At 63.5% G+C, this 23,217-nt stretch carries 25 protein-coding genes; 9 read left to right on the top strand and 16 right to left on the bottom strand.

The window, feature by feature from the left end; all coding sequences use genetic code 11:
* Window positions 1-35 precede the first annotated feature (35 nt).
* From EI983_RS01590 to EI983_RS01640, 12 genes are all read right to left on the bottom strand, one after another.
* Window positions 36-839: an ABC transporter substrate-binding protein gene (locus tag EI983_RS01590; RefSeq protein ID WP_157705539.1), complete on the bottom strand. Its 804-nt coding sequence runs from the start codon at window positions 837-839 to the stop codon at window positions 36-38.
* Window positions 836-1,537, bottom strand: coding sequence for an ATP-binding cassette domain-containing protein (locus EI983_RS01595; RefSeq protein WP_157708948.1), 702 nt, complete (start codon window positions 1,535-1,537; stop codon window positions 836-838). Before EI983_RS01595 ends, EI983_RS01590 begins: the two co-directional genes overlap by 4 nt.
* An 8-nt stretch (window positions 1,538-1,545) precedes the next feature.
* On the bottom strand, window positions 1,546-2,250 hold the full coding sequence (locus EI983_RS01600) for an ABC transporter permease (RefSeq protein WP_157705540.1): 705 nt from the start codon (window positions 2,248-2,250) through the stop codon (window positions 1,546-1,548).
* Between the two features lie 30 nt (window positions 2,251-2,280).
* Window positions 2,281-2,409 carry a hypothetical protein gene (locus EI983_RS19400; RefSeq protein WP_281356449.1) on the bottom strand — a complete coding sequence of 43 codons (129 nt, stop codon included), beginning with the start codon at window positions 2,407-2,409 and terminating at the stop codon, window positions 2,281-2,283.
* 3 nt (window positions 2,410-2,412) lie between these two features.
* Window positions 2,413-3,705: a c-type cytochrome gene (locus tag EI983_RS01605; protein ID WP_157705541.1), complete on the bottom strand. Its 1,293-nt coding sequence runs from the start codon at window positions 3,703-3,705 to the stop codon at window positions 2,413-2,415.
* Window positions 3,706-4,929, bottom strand: coding sequence for a formate dehydrogenase subunit gamma (locus EI983_RS01610; protein WP_157705542.1), 1,224 nt, complete (start codon window positions 4,927-4,929; stop codon window positions 3,706-3,708). It lies immediately after the preceding gene.
* Between the two features lie 188 nt (window positions 4,930-5,117).
* Window positions 5,118-5,714, bottom strand: coding sequence for a formate dehydrogenase FDH3 subunit beta (gene fdh3B / locus EI983_RS01615; protein ID WP_157705543.1), 597 nt, complete (start codon window positions 5,712-5,714; stop codon window positions 5,118-5,120).
* A gap of 13 nt (window positions 5,715-5,727) precedes the next feature.
* Window positions 5,728-8,622, bottom strand: coding sequence for a formate dehydrogenase subunit alpha (locus EI983_RS01620; RefSeq protein WP_157705544.1), 2,895 nt, complete (start codon window positions 8,620-8,622; stop codon window positions 5,728-5,730).
* A 107-nt stretch (window positions 8,623-8,729) separates the two neighbouring features.
* Window positions 8,730-8,918: a twin-arginine translocation signal domain-containing protein gene (locus EI983_RS01625; RefSeq protein ID WP_157705545.1), complete on the bottom strand. Its 189-nt coding sequence runs from the start codon at window positions 8,916-8,918 to the stop codon at window positions 8,730-8,732.
* 55 nt (window positions 8,919-8,973) lie between these two features.
* Window positions 8,974-9,579 (bottom strand): TorD/DmsD family molecular chaperone, encoded by a 606-nt coding sequence (locus tag EI983_RS01630; protein WP_157705546.1) that lies wholly within the window; start codon window positions 9,577-9,579, stop codon window positions 8,974-8,976.
* Window positions 9,576-10,190 (bottom strand): DUF3306 domain-containing protein, encoded by a 615-nt coding sequence (locus tag EI983_RS01635; RefSeq protein ID WP_157705547.1) that lies wholly within the window; start codon window positions 10,188-10,190, stop codon window positions 9,576-9,578. The genes EI983_RS01630 and EI983_RS01635 overlap by 4 nt, the downstream gene beginning before the upstream one ends.
* Entirely contained in the window at window positions 10,187-10,720 is a 534-nt protein-coding gene (locus EI983_RS01640; RefSeq protein ID WP_157705548.1) for a DUF3305 domain-containing protein, read from the bottom strand. The genes EI983_RS01635 and EI983_RS01640 overlap by 4 nt, the downstream gene beginning before the upstream one ends.
* A gap of 363 nt (window positions 10,721-11,083) precedes the next feature.
* Between EI983_RS01640 and EI983_RS01645 the strand changes: the two genes are divergently transcribed.
* Window positions 11,084-13,030, top strand: a complete 1,947-nt coding sequence (locus EI983_RS01645; RefSeq protein WP_157705549.1) for a 4Fe-4S binding protein — start codon at window positions 11,084-11,086, stop codon at window positions 13,028-13,030.
* A gap of 56 nt (window positions 13,031-13,086) precedes the next feature.
* Here the strand turns inward: EI983_RS01645 and EI983_RS01650 are convergent, their stop codons facing one another.
* From EI983_RS01650 to EI983_RS01660, 3 genes are all read right to left on the bottom strand, one after another.
* Window positions 13,087-14,238, bottom strand: a complete 1,152-nt coding sequence (locus tag EI983_RS01650) for a sulfotransferase family protein (RefSeq protein ID WP_157705550.1) — start codon at window positions 14,236-14,238, stop codon at window positions 13,087-13,089.
* Window positions 14,181-14,510 (bottom strand): hypothetical protein, encoded by a 330-nt coding sequence (locus EI983_RS01655; RefSeq protein WP_157705551.1) that lies wholly within the window; start codon window positions 14,508-14,510, stop codon window positions 14,181-14,183. Before EI983_RS01655 ends, EI983_RS01650 begins: the two co-directional genes overlap by 58 nt.
* Window positions 14,511-14,578: 68 nt before the next feature.
* Window positions 14,579-15,340, bottom strand: coding sequence for a substrate-binding domain-containing protein (locus tag EI983_RS01660; RefSeq protein WP_246162238.1), 762 nt, complete (start codon window positions 15,338-15,340; stop codon window positions 14,579-14,581).
* A 91-nt stretch (window positions 15,341-15,431) separates the two neighbouring features.
* On the opposite strand from EI983_RS01660, the gene EI983_RS01665 reads away from it, so the two are divergent.
* Genes EI983_RS01665 through EI983_RS01685 form a run of 5 tightly spaced genes read left to right on the top strand, consistent with a single transcriptional unit; the run spans window position 15,432 to window position 18,607 of the window.
* Window positions 15,432-15,623, top strand: a complete 192-nt coding sequence (locus EI983_RS01665) for a DUF6494 family protein (RefSeq protein ID WP_157705552.1) — start codon at window positions 15,432-15,434, stop codon at window positions 15,621-15,623.
* Window positions 15,624-16,676, top strand: coding sequence for an Mrp/NBP35 family ATP-binding protein (locus EI983_RS01670; protein ID WP_157705553.1), 1,053 nt, complete (start codon window positions 15,624-15,626; stop codon window positions 16,674-16,676).
* Window positions 16,673-17,377 carry a biotin/lipoate--protein ligase family protein gene (locus EI983_RS01675; protein ID WP_157705554.1) on the top strand — a complete coding sequence of 235 codons (705 nt, stop codon included), beginning with the start codon at window positions 16,673-16,675 and terminating at the stop codon, window positions 17,375-17,377. Before EI983_RS01670 ends, EI983_RS01675 begins: the two co-directional genes overlap by 4 nt.
* A gap of 3 nt (window positions 17,378-17,380) precedes the next feature.
* Complete coding sequence (locus tag EI983_RS01680) at window positions 17,381-17,860, top strand: DUF6505 family protein (RefSeq protein ID WP_157705555.1); 480 nt, start codon at window positions 17,381-17,383, stop codon at window positions 17,858-17,860.
* 24 nt (window positions 17,861-17,884) lie between these two features.
* Window positions 17,885-18,607, top strand: a complete 723-nt coding sequence (locus EI983_RS01685) for a type 1 glutamine amidotransferase (RefSeq protein WP_157705556.1) — start codon at window positions 17,885-17,887, stop codon at window positions 18,605-18,607.
* Between the two features lie 52 nt (window positions 18,608-18,659).
* On the opposite strand, the gene EI983_RS01690 is transcribed toward EI983_RS01685, so the two are convergent.
* On the bottom strand, window positions 18,660-19,346 hold the full coding sequence (locus EI983_RS01690; protein WP_157705557.1) for a FadR/GntR family transcriptional regulator: 687 nt from the start codon (window positions 19,344-19,346) through the stop codon (window positions 18,660-18,662).
* Between the two features lie 443 nt (window positions 19,347-19,789).
* Between EI983_RS01690 and EI983_RS01695 the strand changes: the two genes are divergently transcribed.
* The 3 genes from EI983_RS01695 (at window position 19,790) to EI983_RS01705 (ending at window position 23,153) form a co-directional block, all read left to right on the top strand.
* Window positions 19,790-21,265 carry a glutamine synthetase family protein gene (locus tag EI983_RS01695; RefSeq protein ID WP_157705558.1) on the top strand — a complete coding sequence of 492 codons (1,476 nt, stop codon included), beginning with the start codon at window positions 19,790-19,792 and terminating at the stop codon, window positions 21,263-21,265.
* A gap of 95 nt (window positions 21,266-21,360) precedes the next feature.
* Window positions 21,361-22,296 (top strand): class II glutamine amidotransferase domain-containing protein, encoded by a 936-nt coding sequence (locus EI983_RS01700; RefSeq protein ID WP_157705559.1) that lies wholly within the window; start codon window positions 21,361-21,363, stop codon window positions 22,294-22,296.
* The gene (locus tag EI983_RS01705; protein WP_157705560.1) at window positions 22,284-23,153 is read left to right on the top strand and encodes a GltB/FmdC/FwdC-like GXGXG domain-containing protein; all 870 of its coding nucleotides are present in this window, start codon (window positions 22,284-22,286) and stop codon (window positions 23,151-23,153) included. Before EI983_RS01700 ends, EI983_RS01705 begins: the two co-directional genes overlap by 13 nt.
* Window positions 23,154-23,217 lie beyond the last annotated feature (64 nt).

Here is a 23,217-nt window from a genome sequence, read left to right on the forward strand (position 1 = left end):
AATGCCTGCCCTGGACCTGATCCGGGGCCGCCTGCTCATTCAGCTTGCGCGTTGAACACAAACAGGGCTTCGCCGTTGATCTTGTACTCGTTGATCAGCGTCCTGGCCGTCTCCGAGGTCAGCCACCCCTCCAGTGTCTTTGCCGCCTCGGCCTTTACATGCCCGTGTTTCTCGGGGTTCACGGGGATATAGGCATATTGATTGAACAGCACCGGATCGCCCGCGAACAGCAGCGCCAACTCGCCCTTGTTCCCGAAATTGAGCCAGCTCGCCCGGTCCGACATGATATAGGCATTCAGGCCCGACGCCGTGTTCAGGCTCGCCCCCATCCCGGCACCGACGGCGTTATACCACGCCCCGAAACTCTCGGGATCCAGATCAGCCGCCGCCCAGAGCGACAGCTCTTTCTTGTGGGTTCCGCTATCGTCCCCACGGCTCACAAAGGGCACCTCAGTCCCGGCAATCCTGCGCAGGGCATCCGCCGCGCTTTCAGCCCCGGCAATCCCGGCGCCATCCGCCATGGGCCCGATGAAAACGAAATCGTTATACATGATCTCGCGCCGATGCGTGCCATGCCTGGCCTCGACAAAGGCCATCTCGGCCGCCTTGGAATGCACCAGGATCGCATCGACATCGCCCGCCTCGCCCAGCCGCAGCGCCTGACCCGTGCCCACCACCAGCAATTGCACCTCTAGCCCCGTCTCTTCAAGGATCGCAGGCAGCAGAACATCCGACAGTCCGGAATTGTGGAAGCTTGTCGTCACCGCCATCTTCATGGTTTCGGCCTGCGCGGAAACGGCCCAGATCACCGCTGACAGGATTGCAAAAAGGCGTTTCATTCCAAGATGTCTCCCTCAAGAAAGGCTCTGGCTTCTGGCGTGCTGGGATTGGCAAAGAAATCCTCTGCCGGCGCGGTCGCATTTACAGCGCCACCCAAGAGGAAAACCACATCGCTTGCAAGCCGTTTCGCCTGTCCGATGTTGTGGGTCGTCATGATGATCCGCGTCCCGTCCGCCTGCGCCTGCTGCAAAAGCGTCTCGAACTCCCGGGTGGACCGCCCGTCGAGATTGGCACAAGGCTCATCCAGAAAGACAACACTCGGGTGCCGGATCAGCGCGCGCCCCAGTGCCAGCTTCTGTTTTTCGCCGCCCGACAGGCGCGGGGCAGGGCGCTCCAGCGCATCGCCCAGCCCGATCCGGCCCGCCCATTTCTCGACGCGCCGCGCGATCTCGGCCTTGCCCACCCCGCTCAGGCGCAGCGGATAGGCCAGGTTCTCGGCCACCGTCCGGCGCAGCATGATCGGCGTCTGAAACACATAGGCCTGGCTCTGGCGTGCCTCCTCCTCGGGCAGGGACCAGTGCAGACGCCCGCCGCTCAGCCGCTCCACCCCGTGCAGCACCTTCAACAGCGTCGTCTTGCCCGCGCCATTGGGGCCAAGCACCATGGTCACACCGGCCACCCCCAGCTCCAGGCTGACCGGCCCCAGAATCACCTTGCCGCGCCGCTTCACCAGCCCGTCGGTCAGGGTCATGCTCATCGGCCGGATCACCAGCGCCCCTCCCTTTCGGTGCGCGACAGCGCGTGAATGCCAAAGTTCACCGCCACCGCCAGCGCGATCAGCAAAAAGCCCAGCCCCAGTGCCAGCGCGAAATCGCCCTTGCCGGTCTCAAGCGCGATGGCCGTGGTCAGCACCCGCGTGGCATGGTCGATATTACCCCCCACGATCATGATCGCGCCGACCTCGCCAATTGCCCGGCCAAAGCCTGCAAGGGCGGCGGTCAGCAGTGTACGCCGCCCATCCCAGATCAGCGTCGCCACCCTCTGCCGCTTGGTGGTGTTAAGCGAGATCAGCAGGTCATGATATTCTGCCCAAAGCTCGCGCATCGCCTGATGGGTGATCGAGGCAATCAGCGGCGTGATGATGATCACCTGCGCGATGATCATCGCCGTCGGCGTGAACAAGAGGCCAAAAACACCAAACGGCCCCGACCGGCTGAGCAGCAGATAAACGATCAGCCCGACCACCACCGGCGGCAGCCCCATCAGCGCGTTGAGCACCGCAATCGTCGCGCGCCGGTGCTTAAAGCGCCGCACCGCCAGCCAGGTGCCGAAGGGCAGGGCGATGCAGGACGCGATCACCAGCGCCGTCAGGCTCACCTGCAATGACCGCAGCGTGATTTCCACCAGATCCCTGTCCAGCGTCACGATCAGCCAAAAGGCTTGGGTAAGGCCGGCCCAGATCTCATTCATCGCGATGCTATCCTTGCCGGCAGGGGGCGTTTAGTCGAGACGCACCGAAGACGGGCTCGACGTGCGGTCCTGCGACGAGAAGCCCATATTGTCGAGAATGACGTTCGATCCCACCGCGATCACGGCAATGGCCACAAAGGCGCTCAGCATGGCTTTCATGTCTTACTCTCCCCCCGGGGCCGTGGCCTGTCGCAGATAGGCGATCAGGTCCTCCCGGTCCTTTGATTTCACGATACGCTGCATTGGCATCTTCGTGCCAGGTATATAATGGTCCGGACCCTCGTCGAACAAGGCATCAATCGTCTCCTCGTTCCAGATGATCTCGGACCCTTCCAGAATATCCGAATAGGTATAATCCGCCACCGTCCCCGCGCGGCGGCCAAAAAGCTTGTGCAGGCTTGGCCCCGCCTTGCGCGCGCTGCCCTCGGTCAGCGTGTGACAGATCGAGCATTTGCGCTTGAACTGCCGCTCGCCATTCGGAAGCTCCTCGGGGTTTTCCAGGAAGCTGCGCGTCTCGGCGGACATCTGACCGTGCTCGTCCATCGTCTCCACCGGCCAGGAATAGAGAATATCCTCGATCCCGCCCGCATGGATGTTCTGCCCATCCGGCGAAAAGGCCAGCGCCCAGATCGGGCCGTTGCGCGCGGCGCGAAAGTCGCGGGTGATGCGGCGCGCTTCGGTGTCGATCACCATGATATAGCCCTGCCCGTCACCGGCCGCCAATTGCGCGGTGCCGGGGTGGTAATCCATCGACAGGATCGGGCGGCGCTCCAGCGTGAAATCGGCGATCTGCTCGCCCGAGGCAATGTCGATCATCCGCGTGCCGCCATCGACGGCGCCATAGGCGATCCAGCCCTCCGCCTCGTTCAGACTCAGCGTGTTGACCCCGAATCCGTGCTTCACCAGCCGCCGCTTTTCCTGCCCGGTGGCCACATCCCAGATGCGGATCGTCCCATCCACCGAGGCCGAGTAAAGCAGGCTGGCGTCGGCGCTGAACACCACATCGTTCACGCCCTTCTCATGCCCGCGCAAAAACACAGGCTCACCGCCCGCCAGAGGCCAGAGCCCGACCGTCGCATCCCAGCTCGCCGAGGCGAGCCATGCGCCATCCGCCGACATATCCAGCGCCGTGATCTTGGCGGTATGCGCGCCGATCTCGCGGGCCGCGCCGGTGGCGGCCTCCCAGCCCCAGAGCGTGAAATCATCGCCGCCGGCAAACACCGCCCCGTTGCCGGGGATCAGCACCGTGTTGACGGCCGCGCGATTACCCTCAAGCCAGCGCGGCACCGCGCCCTCCCACAGCCCGACCGAATTGTCGAAACTCGCCGTGGCGATCTGGCCCGTGGGGGACACGGCAATATCCATGATCGGCCCGCCATGGCCCTTCAGGGTAAAGAACTCCTGCGCGGGCGCGGGCCCGGCCAGCGCCAGGGCTATCGCAAGCGCCGTGCGCATCTATTCGGCAGGGGTGGCCCCGTCGGGCGCCGTGCCCTTGGCCTTGTCATCGCGCGCCGCCATCGCCTCCTCGGCCCAGATCGAATGGTGCTCGCGGGCCCATTGTTCCTCGACCTCGCCGGTGCCCATGGCATCAAAGGCCCCCTCCATGCCGATCGAGCCGATATAGATATGCGCCAGAATGATCACCATCAGCGCAAAGCTGACAATCGCGTGCCACGCCTGGGCAAGCTGCATCTCCTCATGCGGGGCAAGCACCGTGTTCAGTTCGCCCAGCCCCAGCAGGGCCGAGATGCCAAAGGCGTTCATCTTCTCGAAAGTTCCGGCGAACAGATTGATCTCGAACGGGAAGAGCAGGGCAAGACCGGTCAGCGAGATCGACCCGCCCAGCACGATGCAGGACCAGAAAATCAGCTTTTGCCCGGCGTTGAATTTCTTCGCGGGCGGGTGCGCGTCGGTGAAGATCCCGCCGCCCTTCAGCGCCCAGTTGATATCGGTTCGGTCGGGCAGGTTGTGGATCACCCACATCACGAAGATCATGATCAGCCCCAGGATAAAGGCCCAGGCCACGTTGTTATGCACCCATTTCGAGGCCACCGCGATGGTCGAAAAGGCGTCGTGACCGAAGGCCGGGATCAGCACCTTGCGCCCAAAGAGCGAAATCAGCCCGGTGATGCCAAGCACGATGAACGAGCCCGCCAGAAGCCAGTGCCCGAACCGCTCGACCGACTTGAACCGCGTAACCGTCCGCCCGGTCTTTTCACCGCCGATCCTGATCTTGCCTCGGATCACATAGAACAGCAGCAGCGCCAGAAGTGTGCCCAGCATCGCATAACCGCCATAGGTGGCCAGCGGCCCTTCGCGGAACTGCAGCCACTTCATGCCGCCATCCTGCACCAGAACCGTCGCCGCCGGGCCGCGCACCTGGCTGGTGATATCGGCACTGTCAAAGCGGATGCCGCGCCACAGATCCGGGTCCGACGCGCCGCCCAGCGTGCCAAGCTGCTCGGTCATGGCGGCGGCACTGTCCGGATCGCCCGTTACCGAGCTGCGAAAGGAATTATCCACCTTCTCGCCGCGCTGGCGGGCCATGATGTCCTCCAGCGTCTGCGCGCCGCCAGTGGCCGACCGGTCCGGCGCGGCAGCGCCATCGGCGGCCTCCTGCGCCAGGGCAGGGGTCATCAGGAACACGGTGAGCAGCAGGGCGATCAGGGCGCGAAACATGTCATGTCCTCGAAGTTGTCAATCAGGTCGATGTGTCGGTCAGGTCGAACGGTTTGCATCTAACCTCGGCAAGATTAGGTGAAAAACGTTCTGCCATCAAACGGTTGAGCGGAACGGCCCGAAAAGGGTTTTTGAAAAAGGGCGACCCTGCCAGAGCCGCCCTCTTCCGTGTCCGTCAGCAGGGCGTATCAGCCGCCCTTCTGGTCATAGGCCGTGCCCCAGCCCCAGGCGCCGGAGCCGAAGCCACGGGCCACCACGCGCTCGCGGTAGATGCCCGAGACGACGTCGCCGTCACCCGCCAGCAGCGCCTTGGTGGCACACATCTCGGCGCAGATGGGCAGCTTGCCCTCGGCGATCCGGTTGCGGCCATATTTGGCGAACTCGGCGGTGGAGTGGTTCTCTTCCGGGCCACCGGCGCAGAAGGTGCACTTGTCCATCTTGCCGCGCGATCCGAAATTGCCGGCCTGCGGGAATTGCGGCGCACCGAACGGGCACGCATAGAAGCAATACCCGCACCCGATGCACAGGTCTTTGGAGTGCAGGACGACGCCTTCTTCGTTCTGATAGAAGCAGTCGACCGGGCACACCGCCATGCAGGGCGCGTCCGAACAGTGCATGCACGCGACCGAGATCGACCGCTCCCCCGGCTTGCCGTCATTGATGGTGACGACCTTCCGGCGGTTGATGCCCCAGGGCACCTCATGCTCGTTCTTACAGGCCGTGACGCAGGCATTGCATTCAATGCAGCGTTCGGCGTCTACGAGAAACTTTGCTCTTGCAGCCATGTTTACGTTCTCCTCACGCTGTCCAGATTTTGCAGAGAGTGGCTTTCGTCTCCTGCATCTGGGTCACTGAATCATAGCCATAGGTCTGTGCCGTGTTGGTACTTTCACCCAGCACATAGGGGTCGGCGCCATCGGGATACTTGCTCCTCTGGTCCTCGCCCTGGAAATGGCCGCCGAAGTGGAACGGCATGAAGGCCACGCCTTCGCCGACCCGTTCGGTCACCATGGCCATCACCTTGACCTTGCCGCCTTCGGGGCCTTCCACCCAGACCTGCGCGCCGTCCCGGATGCCAAGGTTGTTGGCGTCGCGGGTGTTGATCTCGACGAACATGTCCTGTTGCAGCTCTGCGAGCCACGGGTTCGAGCGGGTCTCGTCCCCGCCGCCCTCATACTCCACCAGACGCCCCGAGGTCAGGATGATCGGGTAATCCTTCGAGAAGTCCTGCTTCTGGATCGAGGCATACATGGTCGGAAGGCGATAGAACTTCCGGTCCTCGTATGTCGGGTAATCCTCCACAAGATCGCGGCGGTTGGTATAGAGCGGCTCGCGATGGATCGGCACCGGATCCGGGAAGGTCCAGACCACGGCGCGGGCCTTGGCGTTGCCGAAGGGCGCGCATTCATGCGCGATGGCCACCCGCTGTATGCCGCCCGAAAGGTCGGTCTTCCAGTTGGTCTTTTCGCCCGCCACCGCGTCGATCGCGGCGCGCTCCTCGTCGGTCAGCTCGCTGTCCCAACCGAGGTCCATCAGCATCTGCATGGTGAACTCAGGGTAGCCATCCTGAATGTCCGACCCGGCCGAATAGACCCCTTCGGCCAGCAGGTTGTCGCCGTCCCGTTCAACGCCGAAACGCGCACGGAAGGTCAGACCGCCCTCCGAGACAGGCTTGGACATGTCATAGAGGTTCGGCGTGCCCGGATGCTTCATCTCCGGCGTGCCCCAGCAGGGCCACGGCATCCCGTAATAGTCGCCATCCGCGGGGCCGCCATTGGCGCGCAGCGTCGTTTTGTCAAACGTGTGCTGGTTGGCCATGTGCAGCTTGATCCGCTCCGGGCTCTGGCCGGTATAGCCCACCGTCCACATGCCGCGGTTGAACTCGCGGGTGATGCTTTCGACCACGGGCGTTTCTTCGTCTTCCATCTCGATATTGCGGAAGAGACGATCGGCCCAGCCGAACTTGTTGGCGAACTTGGCCATGATGACCTCATCGGGCTTGCTCTCAAAGAGCGGCTCGATGATGCGGTCGCGCCACTGGATCGACCGGTTCGACGCCGTGACAGAACCACGGGTTTCGAACTGCGTACAGGCGGGCAGCAGGTAAACGCCATCCGTCCGGTCATGCAGCACCGCCGACACGGTCGGGAACGGATCGACCACGACGAGCATGTCGAGCTTCTCCATCGCCGTCTTCATTTCGGTCATCCGGGTCTGCGAGTTGGGCGCGTGGCCCCAGAGCACCATGGCCCGAACATTGTTGGGCTGATCCATGTTCCCGGCATCTTCCAGGATACCGTCGATCCAGCGCGACACGGGGATACCCGTCAGGTTCTGGAGCGACTTGTCCTTGCCCTCTGCGTCCTTGATCATGTCGAACTGACCGGCAAGCCAGTCACCATCTTCCCCCCAGACGCGGGCCCAATGCGCCCAGGCGCCTTTCGACAGGCCGTAATAGCCGGGCAGGGTGTGGCTCAGAACACCGAGGTCCGTGGCGCCCTGCACGTTGTCATGGCCGCGGAAGATGTTGGTGCCGCCGCCCGACGTGCCCATGTTGCCAAGGGCCAGCTGCAGCACACAATACGCACGGGTGTTGTTGTTTCCGCTGGTATGCTGCGTGCCACCCATGCACCAGATCACGGTGCCGGGGCGGTTATTCGCCAGCGTCCGCGCCACGCGGCGCAGCTGCGAACCGGGGGTGCCGGTCACACGCTCGACTTCCTCAGGGTTCCACTTGGCCACTTCGGTCTTGATCTGGTCCATGCCCCACACGCGGGTGCGGATGAATTCCTGATCTTCCCAGCCATTCTCGAAGATGTGCCACAGGATGCCCCAGATCAGCGCCACATCGGTGCCGGGGCGGAATCGGACATATTCATCGGCATGTGCCGCGGTACGCGTGAAGCGCGGGTCGCACACGATCAGCGGCGCGTTGTTCTGCTCTTTCGCTTTCAGAACATGCAGCAGCGAGACGGGGTGCGCCTCCGCCGGGTTGCCGCCGATGATGAAGATGGCCTTGGAATTGTGGATGTCATTGTACGAGTTGGTCATCGCACCATAGCCCCAGGTGTTGGCAACGCCGGCCACCGTGGTGGAGTGACAGATCCGGGCCTGGTGATCCACGTTGTTCGTGCCCCAGTAGGCGGCGAACTTGCGGAACAGATAGGCCTGCTCGTTATTGTGCTTCGCCGAGCCCAGCCAATAGACGCTGTCCGGCCCGCTTTCCTCGCGGATTTTCATCATGCCGTCGCCGATCTCGTCGATCGCCTGCTCCCAGCTGATGCGCTTCCACTCACCACCCTCTTTCTTCATCGGGTACTTGAGCCGGCGCTCGCCATGGGCGTGCTCGCGGACGGCGGCCCCTTTGGCGCAGTGGGCGCCCAGGTTGAACGGGCTGTCCCAGCCCGGCTCCTGGCCTGTCCAGACGCCATTGCTGACTTCGGCGATGACTGTGCAGCCAACCGAGCAGTGCGTACAGACGGATTTGACCAGATCAACCGCGCCGCTCGCGGCGGTTGCGGCATTGGCCTGGGTGACAGAGCCGCCCGTGGCCGAAATGGCAGCCAGGCCACCAATGGCCAGGCCCGAGCCGCGCAGAAACGCGCGGCGGTCGACGGATTTTTCCGCCACATCAGACAGGATACCGGTCCGCTGGGGGCGTCGCGCAACCCCATTGGTCTTTTTCCTAAGCATGTTCGTTCTCCCTTGCTGCCTCCAAAAAGGTGGCTGGGTGTTTCAATGACCTCGGCGCAGTCGGGCGTCTCGCAACCAGTCGCGCCAGGCGTCGGGATGACCGGGCCCTAGAAGCGGGCGCTGTCGAGATAAGCGCGGGTATGCGCGGTGTCCTGCATCTTGTCCGATGACAGGTCGACGGGGCTTGCCTCCGCCGTATCGCTGCTTGCGGCCAGGGCCACGGCAGCCACCGGCGCGGTCGTTCCGGCCAGTTTCAGGAAATCGCGGCGGCTCGCACCTTCGCTTTTTTCACTCATGGGATGTCTCCCTCCTCCTATTGTGGCGGGCATCCCCGCCGGTGATGTGCGGCAGCTACCCCGCAGTCAGTCTGAACGCTTCGCGCTCAATCTCCATAAACGCCTTGCCCACGCTGCCGAGCGAGGCATAGAGGACCGAATTCTTCGCGCCTTCGAGGTCGCTGAAAAAGTGGCCCGCCCAGGGGGCGATATGTTTGTTGAAAAACAGTTTCTGATCGTCCAGCGGCGCAGGCTTGCCAAACCGGCCCACGATCATCCCGCCCATCATTTCCATGAGCGAGGCGATGTTGTCCTCGGGCTCGAACACATTCGCGGCCCGGGTGATGCCCCGCGCCGCCATATCCGTCCGCAGCACCGCCAGCGGCTTTTCGTTCAGGAACCCGGTCAGGTAATAGCTCGCATAAGGCAGAAGCTCTCCCCGGCCCAGCCCGATAAAGAGCGCGTTGAACTCGCTCTCCACCTTCTTCGGCTTCGTCACCCGGGCCACCCGCGACAACGCGCCGATGGCCTGGCCCAGGTCGCTCTCGTCTCCGCTCAGCCCGGCGCATTGATCCAGCAATAGCTGATCCGGCGGCGCCGACAGCATCAGCCCAAGGAAATTGTAAAGATCGGCGCGCAGCCGGTCTTCCTGTGCGATCTGGATGTCTTCAGCAGCGCTCACGCGGTCTCCTCGGTTCTGAACTTCATGCGGCGCGGGCGCGCAAACTCGACGCCCTCTGCGCTCGTTTCTTCTGTCTCGATGTCACTTTCCGTTCCGGGGGTGGCGGTCTCGGCCTCTGCCTCTGCCTCATCGGCCATCGCCAGGGCAGGGGTCTCGTCCTCCGTCTCCTCCAGCGGGGCGGCTTCGGCGATGCGGGCCTTTTCTTCGGCCTGCCGTGCCATCTCCTCAACATGTTTGAGCATGCCCTTGCCCACCTGATAGGCGGTCTGCATGTTCTCGATCACGTTGGCCCCGTCGGTAAAATCCTCACCGTAATCGACCAGGCTGTCGACATTGGCCAGCACCGGGTTCGACCGCCACAGCACGCGCAGCGCCCGGCGGCGGATGCGGTCCGGCACGGCCTTGGCCATGAACCGGCTGAAATCGTCGCCCGCGCTCAGGCTCTCGGGGTCGGGCAGATCAAGTTCGGCCAGAATCTCCTCGTCGGTCTTTTCCTCCAGCCGCGCCTGTTCCTCGGCCAGTGCGCGCGCCTCCAGCGCGGCCTTCTCGGCCTGCTCCTCGGCGGCCACCGCGGCCCGGCGCCGCGACCAGAGAGTACCCGCGCCGCTCAATGCACCTGCTCCCGGCGGCTCGGCGCGCGATAGACATCGGCCACCTGCCGGATCCGCGCGTCACCGATCCCGTCTTCCTTCAGGTCGATCCGCTTCTTGTCGCGCTTGCGTTTGACAAACACCTCTTCCTCGTGATGCGCCTCGGCAAAGTCGCGCACCCAGGCGATCAGCCCCTCGGGCATCGGCACCTTTTCGACCTGCTCTTCGCCGGTGTCGGCGTAATCCTGCGCCTCAAAAGGCGAGGCGGTGACCAGCGTGATATCCAGCGGCGCATCGCCCTCCTCGGCGTCGCGCATCACCACGTAGATCGCGGGTACCTCTGCGGACAGCCCCTGAAGATAGGCTTCGGTATCTGTGCGATACAGCTCCAGCGTCAGCGTCGCGGCGTGGTATTCCACCGCATCGCCCTCGCGGCGCAATTCTTTCCAGCTGGCCTCGCCCGCACCGGGCAGAACCGCCACCGCTTTCCACACGTGGCGCGCCCAACGGGTGACCCCCGGCATACGCCGGATCACAACGCCGAGCGGCATCGAGATGGAACGTGTCGCGGTCGTGGTCAAGACATCCCCAGGCAAAGATTACTCATCCGCTCATATTTCTGCCCCAGGCAGGGTCTTTCTCAAAGTGTTTTTTGCCACTTCGGCGATCACAAATTTGCCCTTCTGCGGTGCGGCGAAACTGACTAAAAAAGTCGGATTTTCCGCAGGTCAATATACATTGGCATACCAAGAGGATCGGGCGCAGGTGGACTTTGCTGGCGCAGCATGCCGTCGCCGCAGTTGCACCCTTGCCCGGGCCGCCAAAACGGGTTTACGAGCTACGTTTTTGTTGCATAGCGTCGCAAAAACGCCATGTCAGGTCGCAGAGATTCGGCGTGGCGCAGGGAGAATGAGATGACCAAGAAACTGGTTTTGTGCGACTGCCTCGGCAGTCAGTCGCTCAATGCACAGACGCTTTCGCAGAGCACCGGGATGACCTGCTCGCGCCTCTATTCGGGCCTGTGCATGCACGAGATCGACAGTGCCGCGAAAGAGCTTGCAAGCGGCGATGTGATCGTCGCCTGTCAGCAGGAGCGTGCGCGCTTCGAGGAACTTGCCGAAGAGATCGGCGCCGACATGCCGGGCTTTGTCGATCTGCGTGACCGCGCAGGCTGGGGCGAAGGCGACACAACGCCCAAAATGGCAGCGCTGGCCGCCGAGGCCGCCCTGCCCATGCCGCTGGAGAAATCGGTCGATGTCCTGTCCGAGGGCACCTGCCTCATTCTGGGCGGGCAGGAGGCCTTGCAGGCGGCCTCAGATCTGGCCGAGGTGCTGGCCGTCACAGTGCTCATGCCCGACGCCGAAAACCTGCCCGTGGATCGCCGGTTTGACGTGGTTGTCGGCCGGTTGCGCCAGGCCCGTGGCAGCCTGGGCGATTTCGAGGTGAAATTCGATACCCTGCAAGAGGTGATCCCCGGCGGCCGCGGTGATTTTTCCCTTACAGATCCGAAAGATGGCGCAATATCAGGCTGTGACATCATCCTTGATCTGACAGGCGGCACACCGCTCTTTCCGGCCCCGGAAAAGCGCGAGGGATACCTGCGCGCGGACCCCTCTCGCGCGCCCTCCGTGGCCCGCGTGGTGTTTGACGCGGCACAGCTCATCGGCACGTTCGAAAAGCCGCTTTATGTCCGGCTGGAGCCCTCTCTCTGCGCCCATTCCCGGGCCGAGAAACCCGCCTGCTCGCGCTGTCTCAACCTGTGTCCCACCGGGGCGATCACCTCCGCCGGAGACCATGTCTCGGTGGACCCGATGATCTGCGCGGGCTGCGGTGCCTGTTCGGCGGTCTGCCCCTCCGGTGCGATCAGCTATGACGCGCCGCCGGTCGATACGATTTTCCGCCGTCTCGACACGCTCGCCGGCACCTACCGCAAGGCGGGCGGAACCGCGCCGCGCCTTCTGGTGCATGACGCCCCGCACGGGCAAGAGATGATCTCTCTTCTGGCCCGTTTCGGGGCGGGTCTGCCCGCCGATGTGATCCCGCTCGAAGTCGCGGCTCTTGCAGGCTTCGGCCATGCCGAGATGCTGGCGGCGCTGGCCACGGGCTTTGCCGATGTCAGCATCCTGCTCTCGCCCGGGACCGAACGCGATGTGGTCGAGGCGCAGGCGGCGCTGACCCATGCCGTGGCCGGGGCCGCGTCGGTGACGCTTCTGGACATGGCCGATCCGGACGCTCTGGGCGCCGCGCTGCGTCAGGACGCGCCCCAGCCGCCCGCCCATGACCCGATCCTGCCCATCGGCACCCGCCGCCAGGTCGCGCGTCTTTCCGCCCGGACGCTGGCGCCCGCGGCCGAGGTGATCGACCTGCCCGAGGGCGCCCCCTATGGTGCGGTGCTCGTCGATACCGATGCCTGTACGCTCTGCCTGAGCTGCGTGTCGCTCTGCCCCTCCGGAGCGCTGGGCGAGAACGAGGACATGCCGCAGCTGCGCTTTCAGGAGGACGCCTGCCTGCAATGCGGGCTCTGCGCCAATATCTGCCCGGAAAAGGCCATCACCCTGAAGCCGCAACTCAACCTTACCGATGCGGCGCTCAGCCAGGTCGTGCTGCACGAGGAAGAGCCCTTTGCCTGTATCGAATGCGGCGCGCTGTTCGGGGTGAAATCCACCATTGAGCGGATCACCGAGAAGCTTGCGGGCCAGCATTGGATGTTCGACAAGCCCGACGCGGTGAAGATGATCCAGATGTGCGAGAACTGCCGCATCCAGGCGCAGTTTCATTCCACGGATAACCCGTTCCAGGGGGGCGAGCGGCCCGCGGTACGCACGACGGCGGATTACCTGTCAAAACGCAAGGATCACTGAGCGCGCCCAATTTCTGATACAGAAATTGGTCAAGAAAATGTGCATTTTCTTGCGGCTCAGGTGTCGGGCTGGCGCGCATCCTCCGCGGCCCAGTCATCGATCCATCCTGCGCCAAGTGCCTCGATCAGCGGCTGCAGCTCCGCCTCATAGCGCCGCCATTTGCCCATTGCCCCGGCCGATATCGGCGCGCGGGCCTGGGTCAGCGAGGCGGTTCCGATTGCCCCGTCCCGTGCTTCGGGATGCAGGCAATTAACCTCCCAGCCAAGGCCCAGATGGCCAAGCATCGCCCGCACCTGCGCTTCGGGTTCCGTGACCAGCGCCGCGTAGGATTGCCGCCGAAACGCCGCCCCCAGCCGCGCCTCGTACAGCACCGCGGCCCGTGCGGCGCAGCGGGTCATATGGCCAATGCTTTCCAACGTCCTGGAAAACGGATGCGCTGCGTGAAAATTGGTCACGAAATTCGACAGGCCCACATCCAGCGGATGCCGCGACAGCATGACAAACCGCGCCCCCGGCAGGATGCGCGAGGCAAAGCCCAGCTGAAAGAGGTTGAGCGGTGTCTTGTCCAAGATCACACCCGGAAGACCATCCGGAAAACATGCCGCGCAGCGCTCAAGATAGCGCGCGCCCAGCCGGGCGGCCTGCGCATCATCGGTGCGCGCGACCCAATCCCATGCCCCGGCCCCGCCCAGCGTCGCGCGGTGCTCAGCCAGCACATCGCCTAGGGCGCTGCTTTCCCCGATGCTCCCGGTTTCGGGGTGGCGCAGCAGGATGCTCTCGACCAGTGTCGTTCCCGACCGCGGCATCCCGCAGACAAAGACAACGCGCGGCGCATCCTCCGCCGTGCCGCAGGGGGCAAAACCATCGCCCGGCACCTGACTGAGCCCGCTGACCAGCGCCTCGACCGCGTCCCGGTCGTAGCGTCCGGGCGACAGGGCCTTGGCCCGTGCGAAATTGTGAAACGTCGCGCGCGTCTGGCCCGCGGCCTCCTCGATCCGGCCCAGGGCGTTATAGGCGGTGGCCCGCGCGCCGCGCTCCGCCTTGCGGTCCCGTGCGATCTGGCGCAGGCGTTTTACCCGCGCGCTGCCCCGGTCAAACGGCGCAATACGGTTGAGTGCGGCCAGCGCGTTCACCTCGCGCGGGGCCAGCGTCAGAACCTCCTCGAACGCGGCCTTTGCCTTGGGCATATCGCCAAGCGACAGCGCCATCGCCCAAGCTTGCCCCAGGCCGCCGCGTCGCGCCCCAGATCCCGCGCCACGATCTCGGTCAGGTGCAGCGCGGTGCGGTGATCGCCCAGATGCCAGTAACAGCCCGCCATGTCATCGAGAAGCCCCGCCTCCTCCGGCATCACCTTGACCAGTTGCACAAGCTGGGCCAGCGCATCCTTGTAGGCCCCGCGCGCCATCTGCCCCCGGACAGCCCCGCGCAGCGCCGCATATCCCGTGACCTGCGCTTTCTCAAAGCGGGGTTTTGTCCCCATGCGTCCGTCACCTCATGCCGTTTGTCCGGCCTTGAGTTACGCATGTATTCCTGAAGAACTCGCTAAGCTCACTCGGTCTGAAACGCCCCGCCCGCATCGACCATGCCGCCCAGGTCCGCCGGGGCGATGGCGCTGACAAAGGCGGTGATCGCCTGCAACTCGTCAAGCGTCACTTCGATCGGCGCGATCGGCGACGGCAGGTTCTCCGGAAACGGGTCGGTCACTCCGGGGATCTGGGTGAAGGCCGGGTGCGGCTTCAACAGATAGAACCCCTCGAACCGCGCCAGCCAGTCGGGGAAGGTCCGCATCAGGGCAAAACTGGGGGTCGAGCCGATGGCGCTCATCCGGTTCTTCTCGCCCACCACATGACACCGCCCGCATTGCCGCAGGCTCACCTCCTCGCCCAGCACCGCATCGCCGGTCAGCACCACCTCCGTGACCACCTCCTCCACCGCGACATCCGCCGAGAACAGCGCCACGCCTTCGGGGGCAAAGCCCTCCACCGTGCGCTTGCCCACATCCGAGGTCAGCCAGTCCGCAAAGGTCTGCGCATCCGCATCCTCTCCATGACTGAGATGCCAGATCACCTCGCCTTGCCGGAACACCGCCATCCCTTGCGTGCCCAGCGTCGCCTCCGCCGCGTCCTCGGCAAGGGTGATCCGGATTCCGGTCTTGAGCGAGAAACGCGGCAGAATGTGCTTGAGCAGACCGGTCTCGACCAGCGCCTCAGGCACGGCCAGAGTCAGCGCCTTGTCCTGTGCGGTGGCGATCCCCGGCAGGGCAAAGACCAGCATCGCCGCGATGACCTTCAGTTTTCTCCACATTTTCATCGCCGCCCTCGCCTTGCTCAGGTTGCATTGGAGCGTAAGGGCGCTAAGGTCCGGGCGTCAACGATGAATGACAACCAACAGGGAGCCGACCATGAGCGACGATTTCAACATGTCGATGCGTAAATTTCTCAAGCAGGTGGGCGTGACCTCGCAGCAGGCCATCGAAGAGGCCCTGCGCGATGCGGGCGATACCTCCGGCAAGACCTATCAGGCGAAAGTCGTCCTGACGGTGGACGGGCTCGATCTTGAGCATACCGTCACCGGCACGCTGAGCGGGTCGTAAATGGCGCTCTCTCGGGAGGAGGTGCTGGCCTGCCTGAAGGAGGTCAAAGACCCTTCGGGCACGGATATGGTAAGCGCCGGTCTGGTCCGCGCGCTCAATGTCGAGGGCGCGGCGGTGCGCTTCGTGATGGAGGTGGCCCGGCCCGAGCCCTACATGGCCGTCAAGGACGAGGCCGAAGCCAAGCTCAGGGCGCTGGGGGCGGAAACCGTCGCCATTGTCATGACCGCCCATTCCGACAAGGCCCCGCCGGATCTCAAGCCACAGAAAAAGGCCGAACCGAAGGGCCCCGAGAAGATCCCCGGCGTCGACCGCATCATCGCCATCGCGTCGGGCAAGGGCGGGGTGGGCAAATCCACCGTCTCGGCCAATCTCGCCTGCGCTCTGGCCGCCGAAGGCCGCCGCGTGGGCCTTCTGGATGCCGATGTCTATGGCCCCTCGCAGCCGCGCATGCTGGGCGTCTCGGGCCGCCCGCAAAGCCCCGATGGCAAGATCATCCTGCCGCTCCGGAACTACGGCGTCACGATGATGTCGATCGGGCTGATGACAAACGACGATCAGGCCGTTGTCTGGCGCGGGCCGATGCTGATGGGCGCGTTGCAACAGATGATGATGCAGGTGCAATGGGGGGCTCTGGACGTGCTGCTTGTGGACCTGCCGCCCGGCACCGGCGATGTGCAGATGACGCTGGCGCAAAAGGCCGAGGTCACCGGGGCGATCATCGTCTCCACCCCCCAGGACGTGGCCCTTCTGGACGCGCGCAAGGGGATCGACATGTTCAAGCAACTGGGTACGCCCATTGTCGGCATGATCGAGAACATGAGCACGCATATCTGCTCGGCCTGCGGCCATGAGGAGCACGTCTTCGGCCATGGCGGCGTGGCAGCAGAGGCCGAAAAGCTGGGCGTCCCGCTTCTGGCCGAGATCCCGCTGCATCTCGATATCCGCCTCGCGGCCGATGGGGGCGCGCCGATTGTCGTGTCCAAACCCGACAGCGCCCAGGCGCAGGGTTTCCGGCAGGTGGCGCGCAAGCTGATCGAGGCAGGCAAGGCATGAGCGACCCCAGCTTCCCGCCGCTTTTCTCCGGCCAGCCCGTCGAAGGGGCGATCGACCCCTTTGACAAAGCGCTGGCCGAGGCCGCCCGCGGCTGCGAAGCGGGGCTCGTGGTCTACAATCTCGGGGCCAATAGCTTGCGCGCGGCCATCGTCTTTGCGCCCGAGCAACCGCTCGAAGACGCCATCATCGTCCTGCCGGTCTGTGCCGTGGGGTTCCAGAACGCGCTGGGTGCGCTGGCCCCGCCCGAAGTGGCGGTGCATCTGGAATGGTCCGGCGGCCTGCGTGTCAACGGCGCGTCTTGCGGGCGCCTGCGCGTGGCGGCGTCGGACAGGGATCCAAAGGCCGAACCGAACTGGATCGTGATCGGCCTCGACCTGCCGCTCTGGCCCGAAAACGACGACCCGGGCAGCACGCCTGATGTCACCTCGCTCTATGCCGAGGGCTGCTCGGAGGTCGAACCGGCCCGCCTGCTGGAGGCCTGGGTCAAGCACACGCTCGTGGGCCTCAACCGCTGGAGCGACGACGGCGTCGCCCCGCTGCACCGCGAATGGCGCGGCCTCGCGCATGACATGGGCGAGACGGTGGAGGTGGCAGGCCACAAGGGCATCTTCATGGGCGTCGATGAACGCTTCGGCATGCTCCTGCGCGATGACGACACCACCCATCTGATCCCGCTCACATATCTTCTGGAGGACGGCTGAGCCATGAAACTCGCCCGCGCGATCCATTTCGACGAAAGCGACATGAACGTCTATCACTCGCCCGCCCGCACCGGCGAATGGTGCATTTCCGGCGGGTTCGAGTTTTCCGACTGGACCGAGGACGACCTCGTCGGCAAGGCGCGGCAGGCTTTCTCAAACGGCTGGCTCGGGGTGGAAACCTTCGGGCGCACCACCTTTGTCGCCGTGACACAGATCGAACCGTCCGAGCTGGAAACGCTGACCGACATGCTCGCCCGGCATTTCGTTACCCTCTATGGCGCGCCCTCGATAGAGGCCGCCCGTCCCGTTGCCGCCGAGGAGCTGCGCCATATGGCCGAGCTCTGCGACGAGCACGACCCCAACACCGTGATGACCGTCGCCCGCGAGCTGACCGACGCGGGCGTGCGCGAAGCCTACCGCCTGATCGAACAGCGCGAGGCAGGGCTTGAACAATTCGCCATTCACGGCTCACTCGACGACTGAGCCGCCCCTGAAGGAGACCCCCGCATGCATATCCTTGTGTTGCAACATGAACGTGTCGAACATCCCGCCGTGTTCCGGCAGTTTCTGGCCGAAGACGGCCACAGCTACGACGCCATCGAACTTGACGAAGGCGAAGCGCTGCCCGACAGCATGGACGGCTATGACGCGCTCTGGGTCATGGGCGGGCCGATGGATACCTGGCAGGAGGACATCCATCCCTGGCTGAAGGATGAAAAAGAGTTCATCCGCTCGGCGGTCGCGGAACAGGGCGTGCCCTATCTGGGCTTCTGCCTGGGCCATCAGCTTCTGGCCGAGGCGCTGGGCGGCTCGGTCGGCCCGTCCGAGACGCCCGAGATCGGCGTGCTGGAGGTGCAACTGACCGAGGCAGGGGCTGCGGGCGTGTTCTTCGACGGGCTGCCGGAACGGTTCGAATGCCTGCAATGGCATTCTGCAGAGGTGAAAACCCTGCCCGAGGGCGCCGAGATTCTGGCCACCTCACCCGATTGCGCCGTGCAGGCGATGCGCTGGCAGACCCGCGCCTATTCCATGCAGTTCCATATCGAGATCGAGGCCGACACGGTGCACGCCTGGAACAACATACCGGAATACGCGGGCGCTCTGGACAAGGCCATCGGGGCTGACAAGGTCGCCGCACTCGACGCGGCCTGTGCCGCGCGCATGAAGACGTTCAACGATATGGCCGAACGGCTCTATATCAACTGGCTTCAGGCAACATCGCGCAGGTGAAAAGATTATTCGTACGAATAATCTTAGTATAAGAAAATTCGTACGAATTTTCTCAGGTCTCCGACGCACGGGTCAGCGACAGACGCGCCGTTTCCAGGTGTTCCTTCATGATATTCGCGGCCCGCTCCGGCTCGCGGGTGCGGATCGCGTTCAGGATCTGGCGGTGCTGGGCATTATAGGTGTTGATGGTCTGCTCATCGAGCGTCAGGTGCCGCATTCGGGTCCAGTCATCCTGGCCGCGCACATCTCCGATCCGGTCGATGATCCAGATCAAGAGCCCGTTGCGCGTGGAGTTGACCAGGGCATGATGAAAGGCCGTATCGGCCTCGGAAAACCCCATCGGGTCTTCCACGCTCGCTTCCATCCGCGTGCACAGCTCTTCCATCACGTCAAAATCGGTGCGCCGCCCGTGCAGCACCGCCAGCCGACAGATATGCGGCTCCAGCGCAAAGCGCGTGTCCATCAGCTCCAGCGGCGTCGCATTCTCGATCGCCGATGACGGCGGGGTCTCGGGCTTGTGCGCCACATAGGTGCCGCTGCCCGGGCGAATGTCCACATACCCCTCTTCCGCCAGCCGGTTCAGCGCCTTGCGCACCGTCCCCCTTGCCGCGCCATAGGATTCGGCCAGAAGCCGCTCCGGTGGCAGGCGATCATGCAACTGCATGTTCCCCTTGGAAATTTCCCGCCGGATCAGCGCGGCGATGTCAGCGGCCCCCAGTTTGGGGTCAGTGTCAGGCATGCCGCGCTCCCTTCGAATGTGGACCAAATATAAACCAATAATGCGCTAACGCAGAAATTTTCAAGCACATTGGATCAAAAGCGGTTGACTTTTGGCGCGTCTCCGGGAAATCCTTTCCCCAACGACACCCACCCAGCATGAAGATTCGGTCTTTCATGCGTGATACGGCAGGAAAACACGTCGAAATGCTGCAAGCTGATCCCAGAAACCATCCAGTCATGATGTCAGGTATACAACCTGACCATGCATCTGGAAAGGTTTGGTTCAGCTTTTCTAGACCAATTCTGACCAACCCGTGCAGCACCCTGCACGCCTCGTTTCCCCCCGACCCGGCGAAGTTGCTCCTCGCCACCCCGGGGCAATACCGCATGCGGAGCATTTAATCTCAACAGCCGCGAAGGGGCTTAAGACCCTAGACGGCAAAACGATCAGGGAGAGTAAAATTGGCTACAGATCTTGAGAAGTTTGTCGAAGCGCCGGGACGCGCCGAGAAGATCAAGCAGGTCCGCGAGATGATCGATGCGAAAGGCATCGAATATCTCTACCTGCAATTCGTCTCGGTCACCGGCAAGATCATGGGCAAGGGCATCCCGGCGGATCACTGGGAAAGCGTCGCGATGAAGGGCTTCCAGCTCGTTTATGGCGCGACCGTTAACCTCTTTACCGACCGCGCCGGCAACTACCTGGGCTACGGCCCCGAGGCCGCCGAGCTGGTCGGCATCCCCGAGCCCGAGACCTTCATGCAGCTGCCCTGGGCACCGCAGATCGGCCGCTTCTACTGCACGCTCTTCCGCAACCGCGAGGAAAAGGAAAATCCGGGTGGCTACCTGACGTCCGATTGCCGCGGCAACCTGCGCCGCATGCACGAGGATTTCAAAGCCAAGCACGGCCGCTCCCTGCGCATCGGCACCGAGCCAGAGATGATGTGGCTCAAGTTCGACGAGAACGGCAAGCCGAAAGACGGCTATTCCAAACCGTACTGCTACCATATCGACCAGTTCGAATCGCTGCGTCCGGTCTCCATGCAGGTGATCAAATACGCCCGCATGATGGGCCTCGACATGATCCAGGGCGACCACGAGGATGCGCCCGGCCAGCTTGAGCTGAACTGGATGTTCGATGACGTGCTGCGCAATGCCGACCGTCTGACCACCTACCGTCAGATCTGTGCCCAGGTGGCGCGTGAAAACGGCATTTTCGCCTGCTTCATGACCAAGCCCTTCATGGGTGTGTCGGCCTCGGGCTGCCACCACAACATGTCGCTCTGGCGTGGGGGTGAGGATCAGTTCGTCAAATGCGGCAACAACCCCGATGACCTGCCCGGCATGCGCGAGAACTACATGTATGTCAAAGGCGGCGAGAACACCTTCATGCCCGACGATGACGATCCGCAAATGCCCGGCAAGGAAGGGCTCGAGGCGATCGGCGGCGTGGTTCACCACCTCCAGGCGCTCACCGCCGTGGGCTGCTCGACGGTCAACTCCTACCGCCGCCTGTGGGATACGGGCTTCTGGGCACCGGTCTTTGCCGACTGGGGCTTCCAGAACCGCACCACCGGTCTGCGCGTCTCGGCTCCGGGCCGGTTCGAATACCGCTCGGTGGACAGCATGGTGAACCCCTACCTGATGGGCACCACCCTGCTGGCGGCCATGGATGACGGCATCGACAACCAGCTCGATCCGGGCGAACCCGAAGAGCGCAACATCTACGAGGCCATCAAGGCCGGCAAGCAGGTCAAGAAACTGCCGATGTCCCTGGGCGAGGCGCTCGAATTCCTGGAAAACAGCGAAGTCGTGCAACGCGGCATGCCGGGCGAGATGTACCGCCTGTTCCACGAGTACAAATACGACGAGTACGCGCGGTTCATGTCCACCGTCACCGATTGGGACAACGACACCTACATGGAATGTCTGCCCTGAGGCATTCCGTTCCCTGGCGGCGGGTGTCTCTTCCACCCGCCGCCGATTTGAAAATGAACAACTGAACCTGAAACCCTGAAGGAGGCGCTTTCGACATGTGCGGAATTGCTGGATTGATTCACAAGGGCAAGAGCTCATCGGTCGGGTCTGAAATGACCGCGATGCTGCAGGCGCTCAAACACCGGGGGCCGGACAGCACGGGTTATGCTGTCTATGGCACCCCCACCGAAGGCGACTATATCATGCGCCTTAAAGTGGCCGAAGCCGAGGACATGGAAAAGGGCCGCGGCATTCACCAGGTCATCAAGGACCGGATCGCCGCGGTCGAGGAAATCCTCGCCGAGCATGGCGCCAAGATCAAATCGAAGGACGCGCCCCGCGAATATTCGCTGCGCTACGTGATCACCCATTCCGGTGACACCGGCGAGATGGCCGCGCATATCGAGGAAACCGAAGGCGTTGAGATCCTCTCGATGGGCAACGGCCTTGAGCTGATCAAGGACCTGGGCGACGCCTCCGTGGTGTCCGCCGCTTACGGGCTGAACGACTTCCAGGGCACGCACGCCATCGGCCACACCCGCATGGCGACCGAATCGGACGTCGACATCAAGTCGGCCCACCCCTACTGGGCCTTCCCCTATAACGACGTCAGCGTCGTGCATAACGGCCAGATCACCAACTACTGGATCATGCGCCGCGAGATGGAGCGCAAGGGCCACCGGTTCATGTCGAACTGTGACTCCGAGCTTCTGGCGGTCTACACCGCGCATAACCTCGCCAATGGCGTCAGCCTTGAGGAAAGCCTGCGCCGCTCCATTCAGGAGATCGACGGGGTGTTCACCTATCTGGTGGCCACCAAGGATCAGCTCGGCATGGCCAAGGACACGATGGCCGCCAAGCCACTCGTGCTCTACGAAAGCGACGACCTGATCGCCATGGCCTCCGAAGAGGTGGCGATCCGCGCGATCCTTCCCCAGGAAATCGACACATATGACCCTTACGACGAGGAGGTCCGGGTATGGCAAGCCTGAGCGACGCAGAACTCAATGCAATGACCCAGGAAGAGCGCGCCAAAGCGCTCGGAATGACAACCGAACAGCTCACCGGCAAGTCACTCTATATCGAGTTTGATGAAGATGCCGAAGATCGGTTCACCTACCCCTGGGCCCCCGATGTCGATTTCAACAAACGGACCGAAATCGACACCGACAACATGACCACCACCGAGGTGAACTCGAAGATCCGCGACCTGATGGCCGAGGGTTATGGCACCATCGTGCTCAAGAACCCGCGCGGCAAGCACTCGCTTGGCGTCGGCATCCTGAGCCGCCTGAACCTGATCATCGAAGGCTCCACCGGATATTTCGGTGTCGGCCTGATCGACGGGCCGAACGTGCGCATCAACGGCCGCGTCGGCTGGTCCTGTGCCGAGAACATGATGTCGGGCACCGTGGTGGTCGAGAAAAACGCAGGCTCCACCTTCGGGGCGGCCATGCGTGGCGGCGACCTGGTCTGCAAGGGCTCGGTCGGCTCGCGCACAGGCATCGACCAGAAGGGCGGCACGATCATCGTCGGCGGTGACGTGGGCGCGCTCACGGGCTTCATGATGCAGCGGGGCCGGATGGTCATCTGCGGCAACGCGGGCAAGAACCTGGGCGACTCGATGTATGACGGCACGATCTATGTCGGCGGCGAAATCAAATCCTTCGGGGTGGATGCCGTGACCGCCGAGCTTACCGATCTCGACAAGGCCTGGCTGACGCGCAAGCTGACGCAATACGGCCTGATGCCGGAAAAAGGTGTGGATCACTTCACCAAGGTCGTCGCGGGCAAACAGCTCTGGAACTACGACAACCTCGAGCCGAACGAGAAGAAACTCATCCTGTAAGGTGCGTGCAAGCACACACCCTACCCATACATCGTAGGGTGCGTGATTTCACGCACCTCCCGAC

Origin of the sequence: Roseovarius faecimaris (assembly GCF_009762325.1) — a bacterium.
Lineage (GTDB): Bacteria > Pseudomonadota > Alphaproteobacteria > Rhodobacterales > Rhodobacteraceae > Roseovarius > Roseovarius faecimaris.

Excerpts from the sequence above, each read along its gene's own strand:
- EI983_RS01705 (WP_157705560.1), top strand. The coding sequence starts at position 22,284 with ATGGCAAGCCTGAGCGACGCAGAACTCAATGCAATGACCCAGGAAGAG.
- EI983_RS01610 (WP_157705542.1), bottom strand. The coding sequence starts at position 4,929 with ATGTTTCGCGCCCTGATCGCCCTGCTGCTCACCGTGTTCCTGATGACC.
- EI983_RS01675 (WP_157705554.1), top strand. The coding sequence starts at position 16,673 with ATGAGCGACCCCAGCTTCCCGCCGCTTTTCTCCGGCCAGCCCGTCGAA.
- EI983_RS01645 (WP_157705549.1), top strand. The coding sequence starts at position 11,084 with ATGACCAAGAAACTGGTTTTGTGCGACTGCCTCGGCAGTCAGTCGCTC.
- EI983_RS01600 (WP_157705540.1), bottom strand. The coding sequence starts at position 2,250 with ATGAATGAGATCTGGGCCGGCCTTACCCAAGCCTTTTGGCTGATCGTG.
- EI983_RS19400 (WP_281356449.1), bottom strand. The coding sequence starts at position 2,409 with ATGAAAGCCATGCTGAGCGCCTTTGTGGCCATTGCCGTGATCGCGGTG.
- EI983_RS01680 (WP_157705555.1), top strand. The coding sequence starts at position 17,381 with ATGAAACTCGCCCGCGCGATCCATTTCGACGAAAGCGACATGAACGTC.
- EI983_RS01620 (WP_157705544.1), bottom strand. The coding sequence starts at position 8,622 with ATGCTTAGGAAAAAGACCAATGGGGTTGCGCGACGCCCCCAGCGGACC.
- EI983_RS01700 (WP_157705559.1), top strand. The coding sequence starts at position 21,361 with ATGTGCGGAATTGCTGGATTGATTCACAAGGGCAAGAGCTCATCGGTC.
- EI983_RS01590 (WP_157705539.1), bottom strand. The coding sequence starts at position 839 with ATGAAACGCCTTTTTGCAATCCTGTCAGCGGTGATCTGGGCCGTTTCC.
- EI983_RS01690 (WP_157705557.1), bottom strand. The coding sequence starts at position 19,346 with ATGCCTGACACTGACCCCAAACTGGGGGCCGCTGACATCGCCGCGCTG.
- EI983_RS01685 (WP_157705556.1), top strand. The coding sequence starts at position 17,885 with ATGCATATCCTTGTGTTGCAACATGAACGTGTCGAACATCCCGCCGTG.
- EI983_RS01655 (WP_157705551.1), bottom strand. The coding sequence starts at position 14,510 with ATGGGGACAAAACCCCGCTTTGAGAAAGCGCAGGTCACGGGATATGCG.
- EI983_RS01650 (WP_157705550.1), bottom strand. The coding sequence starts at position 14,238 with ATGGCGCTGTCGCTTGGCGATATGCCCAAGGCAAAGGCCGCGTTCGAG.
- EI983_RS01660 (WP_246162238.1), bottom strand. The coding sequence starts at position 15,340 with ATGAAAATGTGGAGAAAACTGAAGGTCATCGCGGCGATGCTGGTCTTT.
- EI983_RS01640 (WP_157705548.1), bottom strand. The coding sequence starts at position 10,720 with ATGCCGCTCGGCGTTGTGATCCGGCGTATGCCGGGGGTCACCCGTTGG.
- EI983_RS01665 (WP_157705552.1), top strand. The coding sequence starts at position 15,432 with ATGAGCGACGATTTCAACATGTCGATGCGTAAATTTCTCAAGCAGGTG.
- fdh3B (WP_157705543.1), bottom strand. The coding sequence starts at position 5,714 with ATGGCTGCAAGAGCAAAGTTTCTCGTAGACGCCGAACGCTGCATTGAA.
- EI983_RS01670 (WP_157705553.1), top strand. The coding sequence starts at position 15,624 with ATGGCGCTCTCTCGGGAGGAGGTGCTGGCCTGCCTGAAGGAGGTCAAA.
- EI983_RS01625 (WP_157705545.1), bottom strand. The coding sequence starts at position 8,918 with ATGAGTGAAAAAAGCGAAGGTGCGAGCCGCCGCGATTTCCTGAAACTG.
- EI983_RS01595 (WP_157708948.1), bottom strand. The coding sequence starts at position 1,537 with ATGAGCATGACCCTGACCGACGGGCTGGTGAAGCGGCGCGGCAAGGTG.
- EI983_RS01605 (WP_157705541.1), bottom strand. The coding sequence starts at position 3,705 with ATGCGCACGGCGCTTGCGATAGCCCTGGCGCTGGCCGGGCCCGCGCCC.